Origin of the sequence: Microcoleus sp. Pol7_A1, from assembly GCF_036701085.1 — a bacterium.
GTDB classification, from domain to species: Bacteria; Cyanobacteriota; Cyanobacteriia; order Cyanobacteriales; family Microcoleaceae; genus Microcoleus; species Microcoleus asticus.
In genome coordinates this window covers 21,170-33,810 of the sequence record NZ_JAUBQD010000068.1, presented here as the reverse complement: position 1 = coordinate 33,810, position 12,641 = coordinate 21,170, and the positions used below count along the sequence as shown (strand labels likewise).

Genomic DNA, 12,641 nt, shown 5'->3' with positions numbered 1-12,641 from the left:
GATTTTAAATCATCCAAATCTTCCTTCAGTCTTGTCTTATGGTACTCTGGCTGCTTAAAAACTGTCCGGAGTATTGTAACTGATGAAGGACTAATAACTAATGACTGAGGACTAATGACTAATTTTTCAACTGCATCTGATCGAACAGTTGCAGGGCCGATCGCCAAACCAGATAACCTTGATCGTTAAGGTGCAAGCCGTCTGTGCTGAGTTCGGTTGGCAAATTGCCGTCAGCATCCGCAAACAGCGGGTACAAATCCAGATACAAAACATTTTCAGAACTAGCAATTTCTTTCAGCCGCCGATTTATTGCCCGAATCCGACTGTTAGGAATCGCCAACAGCCGATCGCGATTTTCCCAAGTAGCTTGTTCCCCGCTGTGCGGCAAAATCGACTGCACAACTACTTCTGCTTTGGGGTGAGCCCACCGCAAATCGCGAATAATCTGCCGCTGGTTGTCCAAAATCCCTTCGTCGCTGGCCCCCCGCAACAAATCGTTAATCCCGATCATCACAAACACCGTATCCGGCGCAGTTCGATCGAACAACTGCAACCGCTTCAGCAAACCCACGGAAGTCTCACCCGAAATCCCTTGATTCAGCCAAATTCGATCGACCGGTAACAGCTTCGTCGGAAACCACATACTCAGAGAATCCCCAGCCAAAACACTCAGTCTTGAGGGTCGATTCTCCGCCGCCGCCTCAGCTTCGCGACCCAACTGCGTCACCCACTGCTGGTAAGTCCATTTATGTCGCGGTCCTGGAACGGGCACGTCTAGCACTGCGTTTGCAGAGGTCACCGATTGGTCAATTTGTTCCCGGGCGCTTTCTGCCGTCACCGCATCATTGGCCTGGAAGCTTTCTGTCAAGTTGTGTCCCCGCAGCAGTAGTTGAGCGACTGTGAGCATCAGTACACCGTTCGTCACCAAAGATAGCAAAGCCCAAACCGGAACAGTTTTCGATCGGCTAACTTCCATCCCTAAGAGGGATTTATGAGTTCTACTTCTGCTACCTCCTCCAAACTTCTCCATAAACTCAAGCTATCTGCAGGCATCACACCGAATAATTTGCACTCATTGCTGCATCAAATTTTACCGCTCAATTAAAGCCTCAATTCTTGTAAGAATCAAGCACTGTGCTGTGTTGGGCAAGGGCGGCGATGCAGAACTTTGCTTTTTCGCACTACTTTACCATAAAAAATCTGGCTACCAAACTTTCTTGCACCGAAATCGGATTTGTCAAAGCCGCTGCACTGCACACAAATATATCTAAAACTGATCGAACTTACTCATTTCTGGTGCTAAAATCCAAAAATGAAAAAATTAACTATAACTGAAGCAGCCAAAATTAAAGGTGTGAGCGCTTCCACCTTACGCAGGTGGGAAGCCGAAGGCAAACTAATACCGGAACGCACGGCTAACGGTCACAGACGGTATGACCTAGCTCATCTTCTCGGCTTAAAACCCAACGGCGCTTTAACCGTTGCTTACGCTCGGGTTAGCAGTCACGACCAAAAAGATGATTTAGACAGACAAAAACAAGTTTTGGAATTGTTTTGTGCATCTCACGGCTGGCAATTCCAAATCATTGATGATGTGGGTTCTGGGGTTAATTACAGTATGCGGGGTTTACAACGTCTAATTCGGGCGATCGCAGACAATCAAGTAGAAAGGTTGGTGTTAACTCACAAAGACCGAATGCTGAGATTTGGTTCTGAACTAATTTTTAATTTGTGCGAACACTTTGGGACAGAGGTAGTGATTATCAATCAAACTGAAGATGCTAGCTGTGAGGAGGATTTAGCTAAAGATCTACTAGAAATAATCACGATGTTCTCAGCCCGCCTTTATGGCAGCAGGAATCACAAGAACAAGCGCATCGTTGAAGAACTTAAAGCAATTGCCGATAAACTCTAACCAATACACCCATTTTCAACGCTCGTCAGTTACAGCTTCTCAATTCCTATTTTCCCATTACCAATTAACAATTATCGGCGCAGATCTCATGCAATCAAAAACTGCTATATGTACGCCATTAAAAGTAAATTAACAATAAAAATATGCCCGCGTTCGCATTGAAGATTGAAACGCGAGCACAACGATAGACAGCCATAAGTTGGCGGCTATTTCTGATTTTGGTTTTTCTGAATAAAGGGGTGAATTAGCTTATAAATAGCTAATTTAAGACACGAAAGCTGAATAGAGCGATCTCTTCGCACGCTCTACAGTTTGGTAGTCCTCCCCCCAGAACCCCCAGCATAACCGCCGTAGCTGCTCTCACTTCTGTTGTCCAAGCTCGTTTCCTTCACAAACCCGGTGTAAGCTTCCATCCCGTGTTCGCCGATATCCAAACCTTCAGCCTCCTCTGAAGCAGAAACGCGGATACCCAGCAAAGCTTTGAGTGCCATCCAAAAAATCGTACTCAGCAGCACGGTCATCCCGCCTACAGAGATAATGCCGACCAACTGCGCCCAGAGTTGACCGAAACCTCCGCCCACGAGCAATCCGGCTGCCGGGCCTGCGGTATAAAGTCCAGTTGTAGGCCCGTCCGCAAACAGCCCAACCGCCAGAGTTCCCCAGATGCCGCAGACTAAGTGAACTGAAGTTGCCCCTACAGGGTCGTCAATTTTCAAGTTGTCGAAGAAAGTTACTGCGAAAACTACCAGGATACCGGCGATCGTCCCGATAATGGCAGAGTTGGGCACGTTGATCCAAGCGCAGCTAGCTGTTACGCCGACTAAGCCGGCGAGGATGCCGTTGATAATCATGGAAAGGTCGGGTTTGCCCAGGTACAGCCAAGCTGTAATCGTTGCAGCAACTCCCCCGAAGGCGCCGCCGGTGTTGGTGGTGATCGCAATGTGGGCGATCGCATTTGGATCGACTGCCATTGTCGAACCGGGATTAAACCCGAACCAACCCAACCACAGAATCAAACAGCCCAGGGTGGCAATGCTCATATTGTGTCCCGGCATCGCCACAGTATCGCCGTCGCGGTACTTGCCGATCCGCGGCCCCAAAAATGCCGCTCCCATCAAAGCAGCCCAACCGCCTACCGAGTGAACCACTGTCGAACCTGCAAAATCCCAGAAGCCGGCTTTTGCCAGCCAGCCACCGCCCCAAATCCAGTGTCCGGTAATTGGGTAAGCAATGCCTACTAGCAGCAAGCAGAAAATTAAGAAGTCAATGAATTTAACTCGCTCTGCAACTGCTCCAGAAACGATCGTGGCAGCAGTTCCCGCAAAAACTAATTGGAAAAAGAATTTAGCGTTGAGGGGGACTCCCGTCCAGTTAAGCGAGTCGAAAATGCCTTGATAAGCGTCTCCTGTGGCGGGGCTGTTGTCGGCTACATTCCACAGAAAAAATCCGCCACTGCTGCCAATAAAACCGTTGCCGTCGCTGAACATTAACGCAAAACCGATCGCCCAAAAGGCGATCGTAGAAAGCGCAAAAACAATCAAGTTTTTTGACAGCACGTTGACTGCATTTTTTTGGCGGCAAAAACCGGTTTCCAACATACCGAAACCGGCGTTCATAAAGAACACTAGCATCCCAGCCACCATGACCCACATGGTATCCATGCCCACCTTAAGGCTTGCTAATTGTTCCTCGGTGGTTGGCGCGGGAGCTGTTTGGGCTACCGCTGCATATCCCCATACCAAGACGATGATTGCAGCTAAAGGTATGCAGGCTTGCCAGCTTGGACTGAGGCGGGCGATCGTCTTTTGTAATTTCTTGAACCTGTTGACTTTGGTCAAAAAGTTAGCTGCTGGCAAATTTAAAGACTCCCGCCTGACAGGTTTTGACTTTTTCTTTCCGACAGTCATTTTAATCACTTTTACCCTCTTTACGGCTAGTAAGCTCAGCAATATTCGGAAAACTTTCCAATTTTACTACAAAAGTTTATGGATTATTTGTTCATATTGAGATAGTTTTGATAGCCTAGCTGTTCTAGCTGATTTTGTTTTTTCATTACAGATTCGGACAAAGTTTTGCGGTAATCCAGGACTCGCTCTAGCAATTCTGGCTGATGAGCTGCTAGTATCTGAACTGCCAGCAAGCCAGCATTCTTAGCGTTGCCGATCCCCACTGTGGCTACGGGTATCCCGGCTGGCATTTGCACGATCGAGTACAGCGAATCTACCCCTTGCAGGTGGCGGCTCGGTACAGGCACGCCAATTACTGGCAAGGGCGTTAAAGATGCTACCATGCCTGGGAGGTGCGCCGCTCCCCCGGCACCTGCGATAATGACTTTCAAGCCCCGTTGGTGCGCGGTTTGGGCGTATTCCACCATGCGCGAGGGGGTGCGGTGCGCCGAGACGATTGCCACGGAGCAAGCAACGCTGAACTCTTCGCAAACTGCGATCGCTTCAGACATGGTTGGCAAATCCGAATCGCTACCCATGATAATTCCAACTGTTGGTTCATTCATGCAATGCTGAGATGTTAGATTTCAGATTAATGGTAATTTTAAATTATGGCATTAACTCAAATTTAGATATTTTGTAGCAAAAGTCAGGCTCGAAAGCAATTTAGTTACAAGCCACCATGCAGAAATCAAAAAGCTCCGCATCCTCATAAGCAGCCTCCAGATTTATCCATCGGAGCCAATCTAAAATCTAAAATCTAAAATCTAAAATCTAAAATCGGATGACTGAAGCCACAACCCCAACTGCCGCCCCCACAGATATTCTCAATGCTCGCCTCCCGGGTTACAAGGATTTGCAGATGCTTGCTGTTGACGAAACGGGCATCATTCAAGAAGTTTGGCCGATGGACGCCGTATTTAAACGGATTTGTCCTCCCGATTTGCAAGTGCTTGATGTAGCAGGCGATTGGCTTTCTCTGGGCGGTGTTGACTTGCAGATTAACGGGGCCCTGGGTTTTGCTTTCCCCGATTTACAAAGCAAGCAAATTGAAATTTTGCCGAAAATTTGTCAATTTTTGTGGAATCAGGGAGTCGATGCTTTTTTGCCGACTTTGGTAACAACTTCGCTCGATAAATTTCGGCGATCGCTCTCGACTATAGCTGATTATATCCGCACTGTACAAACCGCTGCTCCGGCAATCAATAAAACCAAAACAGCGGAAATTCTCGGTGTTCACCTCGAAGGCCCTTTTCTCAACCCCCAGAAGCGAGGAGCTCACCCAGTTGAGTTTTTACTACCGCTAACTATAGAAAATGTCAAGCAAGTTTTAGGAGATTGTGCGGATATTGTCAAAATAATTACTTTAGCGCCGGAGTTAGACAGCACGGGCGAAGTCATTTCCTATTTGCAAAGTTTGGGAATTGCCGTCAGCCTCGGACACTCCCAAGCGACGGCTGAGCAAGCCCAGCAAGCATTTGCTCGGGGAGCTTCAATGGTAACTCACGCTTTTAATGCGATGCCGAGTTTGCACCACCGAGAACCGGGTTTGTTGGGAGCGGCGATCGTTTCTCCGGGCGTAAAATGCGGTTTAATTGCTGACGGCAAGCACGTTTCTCCGACAATGATTGATTTTTTGCTGCGCGCTGGTAGGTATGAAAAAGGCGTTTTTTTAGTGAGCGATGCTTTGGCTCCTTTGGGTTTGCCTGAGGGTGTTTATCCTTGGGATTCCCGACAAATTGAAGTCAGAAAAGGTACGGCTTGGGTCAGATTAGATTACCACTCGCCCCTGGAATCTGCTACTTTGGCAGGCACAACTCTGCCGCTGTTGGCGGGAGTGCAGAATTTGGTGAAATGGGGGATTTGCGACGCCGAAAGTGCGATCGCGCTGGCAACTGAATCTCCGAGAAGTGCGATCGGAATTTCCGGAATTATTGGCAAATCGGCCACTCAATTGTTGCGCTGGAATTTAAATGGGGCGACAAAGGAATTGGCTTGGCATCGACTCTTTTAACCCGTTACACCATTTTAGATTTTAGATTAAAGGATTGAAGAATTAAGAATGTGGGAACTGGTATTACGAGATAGATTTTAGATTTTAGATTGGCGGTTTTAATCTAAAATCTAAAATCGCCAATCTAAAATCGATCGATGGTTGCCAGTTGCGCGTTTTCCGAACCGGATTGCTATATAATATCTAACCGTTGGCAATAACTCAGCAGCAGGCAGATCGATGAATTTGGTAGACGACAAGACTATAGTTAGACAGTATTTTAACTCGACGGGATTCGATCGCTGGCAGCGAATTTACGGCGATGGCAAAGTCAATAAAGTTCAGCTAGACATCCGCACCGGGCACCAGAAAACGGTGGATACAGTCATCGAATGGCTGCAAGCTGACGGCAATTTGCCCGGGCTTTCCGTCTGCGATGCCGGCTGCGGTGTGGGATCTCTGAGCATTCCTCTGGCTGAGGCTGGGGCAATTGTTTGCGCTAGCGATATCTCTGAAAAGATGGTAGCAGAAGCCTACGATCGATCGACAGCAGTTCCCGGCAAGCTCTACAACATCTCCTTCGCCGCCCAAGATTTGGAAGCTTTAACCGGCAATTTCCACACAGTAATATGTTTGGACGTGCTGATCCACTATCCTCAAAATAAGGCTGCAGAAATGATCGCTCACCTAAGTTCGATCGCCCAATCGCGACTAATTATCAGTTTTGCCCCCAAAACCTTAGCACTCACCGCCCTCAAAAAATTTGGCGAACTTTTCCCCGGCCCGAGCAAAACTACCCGCGCTTACCAGCACCGCGAAGCAGATATTATCAAAATCTTAGAAAGCAACGGCTTTGTTGTTAAAAGAACAGCCATGAATAGCACTAGCTTTTATTATTCTCGCTTGCTGGAAGCTGTACGGAAATAGGTTAAAAATATCTGCAAAAAAGCTAATTTAGCGTAAACCTAGGGTGCGCACCGCGCACCTTCCCTTCCCAGAGTTACGCCAGTGAACCTCCATACTCTGCGATTGCTTCGCGGACGTTCGCAATGACAAGTACGGCAGGCACAGCGCACTTTCCCGAGCAAGGATTAGATGTTTTTCCCTCTTCCTTCTTCCTTCTTTCTTCTTCCTTCTTTCTTCTTTCTTCTTCCTTCTTCCTTCTTCCTTCTTCCTTCTTCCTTCTTCCTTCTTCCCTCTTCCTTCTTCCTTCTTCCTTCTTCCTTCTTCCTTCTTCCCAATTAAATAAATATTATGTCAACGCTAATTTTAATGCGCATTTTTATAGCAGCCGCAGCCCTATTCGGAGGTTTATCCGTTGCAGGCGGTGCTTTCGCCTCTCACGCTTTGAAAAATCAATTGAGCGATCGAGCTTTAGCAATTTTTGAGACCGGCGCCCGATATCAAATGTATCATGCCCTGGCACTATTACTCGTTGCTTTACTCTTGAGCCGCGCCCAAGAGTCTCAAACCTTTTTTGCAGTGGCTGGATGGGCTTTTATTGCCGGCACAATCGTCTTTTCAGGCAGTTTGTACGCCCTGAGTTTGACTGACATCAAATGGCTGGGTGCAATTACGCCACTGGGCGGAGTTGCTTTTCTTATCGGTTGGGGATGTTTGGCAGTCGCAGCTTTTAGTTTTAAATAGGCAACTGGTAAATTTTGAAGCAATTACCAATTCCCAATTTCCAATTACCTAATTTTCAAACACATCACTCGAAAACATCTCAGTCACAGTACGCAAGTAAGGTAAAAATACCGTTAAATCTTCAGCAGGAAGCCGATCGCATATTTCCCAAAACAAAATCAGCAGCATATCCTGCACTAACTCCCAACTTACATGAAGTTTGGGATACAACATCACGCAAATTGGAAACAATTCTTGCTGTACCGGGCGAATGCTACCTTCCAAAACGCACCAGCACAAATAGCTTTGAAAAATCTCGACATCCCGGATACCAGATTTTTTTACCTCCAGATCGCTCAAATAACCGCTGCTGCTGCAGTATCCTTGATGCTGGGAACTAGCCCGATCGTACACTGCACTAGCAATCTGAGTCGTGTGCTGCAACAAATGCTGAACGGCTAATAGGGCTCTTGAATTCGGGGGCTGATTCGCCGCAGCCTGGTTAATCTCTCCGTAGGGAATGTGCAGGTAGTCCTCTATAACTTTTAAGTATGGTGTAAATTCCGAGCGCTCTGACTCCGAAAGACATCCTAACAAGATTTTGCTAGTGTATTGAAACTCCACCGTCACAAATCCCAGCACTAACGGATCGGTCTCTGAGTATTTCCGCCTCACTTGGATAATATCTTTTCCCACCAGCACTGACAAGCGGAAAACAGGTTCTCTATCGGCGTAAGCGTCTATTGCTTTCCGATATAAAGTGCTAGTGTCGGCAGCAATTTCTAAAGGATTAATTAAGCTTCGATCGATCGCGTGTCGCTCTATTTGTTCCCCTAAAACAGCTTCTACTCTACTCCAAGCTATCTCGCTGGCTAATTTCAGGGTGTGTTTCAATTTGTCAACTATTTTGGCTCGATTTCCCTCAAAATTAGTCAACTTTGGGCTTTGGGGAATTTGTCGCGGGGCTTGGTTTTCTCGTGCCACCACTGTACTGTAATATTTTTTTGCCCAGCTAACTGCGAAGGAAGAAACGCTGACACTTTTAGCCTCTGGGAGTTTGTGAGTGTCCGAGTCGGTAATACCCTGTGACGCAAGACTGTCGCCCTGTTGAATTTCGTCTGCTGCTGGTAAAGACTTTGAAGATACTTGTGAAATACCCGTCATGAGAAACCTCGTTTTTTTAGAAAGTCGCACTCGATCAGTTCTCCTAATTTTTAATGTTGTTAACTACAATTTTCTGCATTTGTACGCTGACAGTCATCCGCCCTTGTGCTTAAAACTAAAGGCAATTTTGCTCCACTGCCTGCATCTTTTATAAGATATACGTTAATAACATTATTTATTGTGCTTGAGAACACAGTCCTCTTGTGAGTTGCCACCCTATTTTTTTTTACAGTAAAACCCACAGGAAATAAATTTAATCTGTCTTACAAGTTCAGACTTAAAGTCAATTGTATCTCAATAAAACTGAGCTTTGAAATATTTTATCTTTGTTTTAAAGCGGTTTTGTCGATCGCCCTAATTTCTCAAATAACCTATGCTAAAGCACCAGCGAGCGGTGATTTAGCATAGGTTATTTTCCTAGCTAAATGAAAAATTTATTTTTAGCCTTGCGGTTGTTAGGAAACCGTCACAACTAAAACAAGCTGCTTTTATAAATAAATAATTAAATTTAAGATTACAATAAAATTGATGTGCGTTTCGTTAATGCCATTGCCATCGCGGTTTTTTAGCTTTTTTTTAGCTTTTCCAATCGCCCGCAACTGATAGCCGTTTATTGAAGCGTTTATTCGATCGCCAAACCACCTTTCAAAACCGGAATTTAGATAGGCTTGCCAGATCACTCTTCAATATTATCAACTCCGGCTGGTTCGAGTCCTCATCCTAAAGAGAGAGCTTGCCCCCATAGCCATAAGATGGGGTTAATTGGGCCCCACGGGCGATCGCTACTCAAAAACAGCACGGCCACGAGCTCTTTAAGGCTATGCCTTCGGGTAGGATTAGTAGGACGAGAGGAAGTGGATAAAATGAGCGCTAGCAGCAATTCAACAGAAATTAAGTTCGGAACCGATGGGTGGCGAGGACTGATTGCCCATGACTTTACTTTTGCCAACGTGCGAAAAGTCACCCGGGCGATCGCGAGTTACCTAGAAACCGCTTACACCAAAGACCGCCCAGTTTTAGTCTCCTACGATACCCGCTTTCTGGCAGACGAGTTCGCCCGCACCGCGGCAGAAGTATTGGCAGATTTGGGATGGACGGTGAAAGTGGTCGATCGAGATTGCCCCACACCAGTCATTGCTTACAGCGCCAAGCATCTAAACTCCGCAGGAGCCCTGATGTTCACGGCTTCGCACAATCCCGCACCTTACTGCGGCATCAAATACATCCCCGACTACGCGGGCCCGGCAACCCCGGAAATTACTGATACAATTGTGGCCAATATTGCTGGTGCTTCTGATGCCCCAGCCAAAGGCAGCCACAACGATAAAATCTCCAGTTTTGACCCGAAACCCGAATATCTCAAGTTTCTTTATACTTTGATAGATGTGGAGCGGATTCGCTCTGCTAAGTTGAAGGTGAAGTACGACGCTCTCTACTCGACTTCTCGCGGCTATCTCGACGGCGTTTTGGAACACTGCGGCTGCGATGTCGAAAGTTTTCACACCTACCGCGACGTGCTGTTTGGCGGCGGAATGCCCGAGCCCAAGGGGGAACAGTTAGTCGAGTTGGTGGAAGCTGTTAAGAAGGATTCGGCGGATTTGGGTTTGGCTACGGATGGCGACAGCGATCGTTTTGGTATTGTTGACGAGTTGGGAAATGTCTTGACTCCAAATACCGTGCTGTTGCTGCTGGCGCGTCACTTAGTTAAGAATAAAGGCTTGACTGGGGCGATCGTCCGTACCGTCGCAACTACCCACTTGCTAGACAATTTGGCCGCCAAGTACGGTTTAACAATCTACGAAACCGCAGTCGGCTTTAAATACATCGGCGAAAAAATGCGGGAAACAGCGGTGCTCATCGGTGGCGAAGAATCTGGCGGTTTGAGCGTTTTGGGTCACATCCCCGAAAAAGACGGGATTTTGGCTGATATGCTAGTTGCCGAGGCGATCGCCTATGAAGGCAAACCGCTTTCTCAGCTAGTCGAAGAAGCCATTAAAGAAGCCGACGGCCCCCTGTACAACAAACGTTTGGACTTGCACCTAGATGAAGCCCACAAAGCAGCCGTTTTGGAATCTTTTACCAAGAATCCCCCCACAGAAGTAGCAGGTATTGGCGTTAAGGAAATCGGCCGCAAAGACGGGATTAAACTTTATCTGGAAGACGGCGGCTGGGTACTGCTGCGCCCTTCTGGAACTGAACCCCTGATGCGCGTTTACATGGAAACAAATTCTGTGGAAAAAGAAACCCAAGTTGCCCAATACATGGAAAAGGTAATTTCCCAGCTAGAACCTGTTTAAATTTCTACCTATTCCAACCCGGGGTTTTTCTCCTACCGCTTGAGATTGTAAGGTGCGCAATGCGCACCTTACATATTTTTTATAAATCTTATAAAGCCTCTGAACATTCATCATCAATACTGCTGGGCAAGTTATATATTTGCAATACACTTGGATTTGTTTAAGTTTGATCTGTGTAAATTTATTTATGTTTGTTTGACTTTTAGTTGATAAAAACCACTCAATTTTTTCCGCCTTTACTTGACTTTTTCCTAATCTTATTGTATGCTCTTCTATAGTGGGCTGTTTGCAAAACTAAAATTTTTACACACATGTAGATTATAAAACAAGTATATAAGTTAAATTATTAGCCTGTAAACCCGTTTATGAAAACAATTCCTCTGCTCGCCATTAGTTTTTTAGTAGCAATTTTAGCAAGCGCGATCGGCATTATCTCAGTGCAGAACGCCGCCCCAGTATCCTTAAACTTTATCTTTTTTAAATCGATACAAATGCCCGTAGGAATAGTATTGGCAATCAGCATGAGTGCAGGACTGATCGGAGGTGCGCTACTGCAACCGCTGTGGAACCTTTCAGATTCCCAAAACTTGCGTCCTAAATTTCAGGCAAATCCAGAAGAATCCGACACAGTACAATATTAAGTAGATTTTATCCCTTCGAGGGAATACACCTGACCGTCAATCAGCAAGCGAGTAATTCCCTTAGCTAGCAAATAAGGCGCCGCTTTTTGCAGCATACTGCTGTCAGGAATCTTGAAAACCCTTTGATTGCGAGTAGCAAATCGGCGGGCCACTCGGTGATTGTCAAACACTGCCAGGGTTTTCTCGCGAATTTCCGCCGCCGGAATTTGACCCAGTTCGCCAAAAGCTTTTAGAGGTCTGGTGATTAACTCCGCTGCCCGATCGACCACTAAATAACAAATTTTGGGAAGAGATGCTTCGCTTAAAGGCAAAACTTGAATCAGCCCTGTAGCCCGAAGCTCGATCGACTCCCCCGACGATCTTGAACCCAGCAGACTGCCTTCAAACAGAGAGTCTTCATCATCTAAATCTTCGTCGAAGTCATCATCTAAATCATCTTCATCCTCCTCCTCATCCTCCTCCTCATCTTCCTCAAAATCGCTAAAATCTTCACCTGCCAGCAGCCCTTCTGCTGGCAGCATTGCCTTTAATTCACCAGTCACAACAGCGCGGTGGCTACGATCGGCAAGATTGACTGCCTGGGCATCTGGCAAATCAGAAACATCCAAATCAGACTCTACAGTTCCTCGAACTTCGAGTTCTGCAACTGGTTCAGGGACCGATCCCGAACGCTTTCGGATCGTCGGTCTCGAATTTGAGGCTGACTGCGGGACTGGGACTGACTCCGACAGGGGGACACCTACAGGATCGGTTTCGCGATCGGCCGACGACTCAGCAGTCGCCTCTGTCGGTTCAGAAACATTTGTGCGATCGGACAAACGCTTTTGTTTTTGCTGAACGAGAAATTCGTATTCCGGCTCCGACAAAGCCCCCTGAATGATGCGCCTCACAGTCGAACTGCTCACTCCGTAGCGCTTTGCCAGAGTGATAGTATTCTCGTTTGACTGTCGGTACAGCCTGATGAGTTCCCGTTTGTCTGAATCGGAGAGTTTTGTAGGCGTCATGCCAAGTTTTCCAGCAAAAAGACGTGAAAAGACGCAGGCTAGCAGTCAGCGAACT

Annotated in this window: 12 protein-coding genes; 6 read left to right on the top strand and 6 right to left on the bottom strand. The window is 46.7% G+C overall.

Going from position 1 to position 12,641, the window contains the following annotated elements:
* Positions 1-118: 118 nt before the first annotated feature.
* Positions 119-1,030, bottom strand: a complete 912-nt coding sequence (locus QUA20_RS26835; protein ID WP_333192767.1) for an SGNH/GDSL hydrolase family protein — start codon at positions 1,028-1,030, stop codon at positions 119-121.
* Positions 1,031-1,312: 282 nt separating this feature from the next.
* Here QUA20_RS26835 and QUA20_RS26830 point away from each other — a divergent pair, with 282 nt between their 5' ends.
* Positions 1,313-1,915: an IS607 family transposase gene (locus tag QUA20_RS26830; protein WP_333192765.1), complete on the top strand. Its 603-nt coding sequence runs from the start codon at positions 1,313-1,315 to the stop codon at positions 1,913-1,915.
* A 305-nt stretch (positions 1,916-2,220) separates the two neighbouring features.
* Here QUA20_RS26830 and QUA20_RS26825 read toward each other — a convergent pair whose 3' ends face one another.
* Both QUA20_RS26825 and purE read right to left on the bottom strand, forming a co-directional pair.
* Positions 2,221-3,822, bottom strand: coding sequence for an ammonium transporter (locus tag QUA20_RS26825; RefSeq protein ID WP_333192763.1), 1,602 nt, complete (start codon positions 3,820-3,822; stop codon positions 2,221-2,223).
* Between the two features lie 83 nt (positions 3,823-3,905).
* Complete coding sequence (purE, locus tag QUA20_RS26820; protein ID WP_333192760.1) at positions 3,906-4,427, bottom strand: 5-(carboxyamino)imidazole ribonucleotide mutase; 522 nt, start codon at positions 4,425-4,427, stop codon at positions 3,906-3,908.
* 218 nt (positions 4,428-4,645) lie between these two features.
* Between purE and nagA the strand changes: the two genes are divergently transcribed.
* Both nagA and bchM read left to right on the top strand, forming a co-directional pair.
* Positions 4,646-5,875 carry an N-acetylglucosamine-6-phosphate deacetylase gene (gene nagA / locus QUA20_RS26815; protein WP_333192759.1) on the top strand — a complete coding sequence of 410 codons (1,230 nt, stop codon included), beginning with the start codon at positions 4,646-4,648 and terminating at the stop codon, positions 5,873-5,875.
* Positions 5,876-6,094: 219 nt separating this feature from the next.
* A complete protein-coding gene (bchM, locus tag QUA20_RS26810) occupies positions 6,095-6,781 on the top strand; it encodes a magnesium protoporphyrin IX methyltransferase (protein WP_333192757.1) in 687 nt (228 codons plus the stop codon).
* A gap of 164 nt (positions 6,782-6,945) precedes the next feature.
* On the opposite strand, the gene QUA20_RS26805 is transcribed toward bchM, so the two are convergent.
* Entirely contained in the window at positions 6,946-7,095 is a 150-nt protein-coding gene (locus tag QUA20_RS26805) for a hypothetical protein (protein ID WP_333192756.1), read from the bottom strand.
* Between the two features lie 13 nt (positions 7,096-7,108).
* Here QUA20_RS26805 and QUA20_RS26800 point away from each other — a divergent pair, with 13 nt between their 5' ends.
* Positions 7,109-7,501: a DUF423 domain-containing protein gene (locus QUA20_RS26800; protein WP_333192754.1), complete on the top strand. Its 393-nt coding sequence runs from the start codon at positions 7,109-7,111 to the stop codon at positions 7,499-7,501.
* 48 nt (positions 7,502-7,549) lie between these two features.
* On the opposite strand, the gene QUA20_RS26795 is transcribed toward QUA20_RS26800, so the two are convergent.
* Positions 7,550-8,644: a hypothetical protein gene (locus QUA20_RS26795; RefSeq protein WP_333192751.1), complete on the bottom strand. Its 1,095-nt coding sequence runs from the start codon at positions 8,642-8,644 to the stop codon at positions 7,550-7,552.
* Between the two features lie 863 nt (positions 8,645-9,507).
* Between QUA20_RS26795 and QUA20_RS26790 the strand changes: the two genes are divergently transcribed.
* Both QUA20_RS26790 and QUA20_RS26785 read left to right on the top strand, forming a co-directional pair.
* Positions 9,508-10,941 (top strand): phosphoglucomutase/phosphomannomutase family protein, encoded by a 1,434-nt coding sequence (locus QUA20_RS26790; RefSeq protein WP_333192750.1) that lies wholly within the window; start codon positions 9,508-9,510, stop codon positions 10,939-10,941.
* A gap of 365 nt (positions 10,942-11,306) precedes the next feature.
* Positions 11,307-11,582, top strand: coding sequence for a LapA family protein (locus tag QUA20_RS26785; protein WP_333192748.1), 276 nt, complete (start codon positions 11,307-11,309; stop codon positions 11,580-11,582).
* Here the strand turns inward: QUA20_RS26785 and QUA20_RS26780 are convergent.
* On the bottom strand, positions 11,579-12,586 hold the full coding sequence (locus QUA20_RS26780; protein ID WP_333192747.1) for a hypothetical protein: 1,008 nt from the start codon (positions 12,584-12,586) through the stop codon (positions 11,579-11,581). The genes QUA20_RS26785 and QUA20_RS26780 overlap by 4 nt on opposite strands.
* Positions 12,587-12,641 lie beyond the last annotated feature (55 nt).

Excerpts from the sequence above, each read along its gene's own strand:
- QUA20_RS26795 (WP_333192751.1), bottom strand. The coding sequence starts at position 8,644 with ATGACGGGTATTTCACAAGTATCTTCAAAGTCTTTACCAGCAGCAGAC.
- QUA20_RS26800 (WP_333192754.1), top strand. The coding sequence starts at position 7,109 with ATGTCAACGCTAATTTTAATGCGCATTTTTATAGCAGCCGCAGCCCTA.
- nagA (WP_333192759.1), top strand. The coding sequence starts at position 4,646 with ATGACTGAAGCCACAACCCCAACTGCCGCCCCCACAGATATTCTCAAT.
- QUA20_RS26790 (WP_333192750.1), top strand. The coding sequence starts at position 9,508 with ATGAGCGCTAGCAGCAATTCAACAGAAATTAAGTTCGGAACCGATGGG.
- QUA20_RS26825 (WP_333192763.1), bottom strand. The coding sequence starts at position 3,822 with ATGACTGTCGGAAAGAAAAAGTCAAAACCTGTCAGGCGGGAGTCTTTA.
- QUA20_RS26830 (WP_333192765.1), top strand. The coding sequence starts at position 1,313 with ATGAAAAAATTAACTATAACTGAAGCAGCCAAAATTAAAGGTGTGAGC.
- bchM (WP_333192757.1), top strand. The coding sequence starts at position 6,095 with ATGAATTTGGTAGACGACAAGACTATAGTTAGACAGTATTTTAACTCG.
- QUA20_RS26780 (WP_333192747.1), bottom strand. The coding sequence starts at position 12,586 with ATGACGCCTACAAAACTCTCCGATTCAGACAAACGGGAACTCATCAGG.
- purE (WP_333192760.1), bottom strand. The coding sequence starts at position 4,427 with ATGAATGAACCAACAGTTGGAATTATCATGGGTAGCGATTCGGATTTG.
- QUA20_RS26835 (WP_333192767.1), bottom strand. The coding sequence starts at position 1,030 with ATGGAGAAGTTTGGAGGAGGTAGCAGAAGTAGAACTCATAAATCCCTC.
- QUA20_RS26785 (WP_333192748.1), top strand. The coding sequence starts at position 11,307 with ATGAAAACAATTCCTCTGCTCGCCATTAGTTTTTTAGTAGCAATTTTA.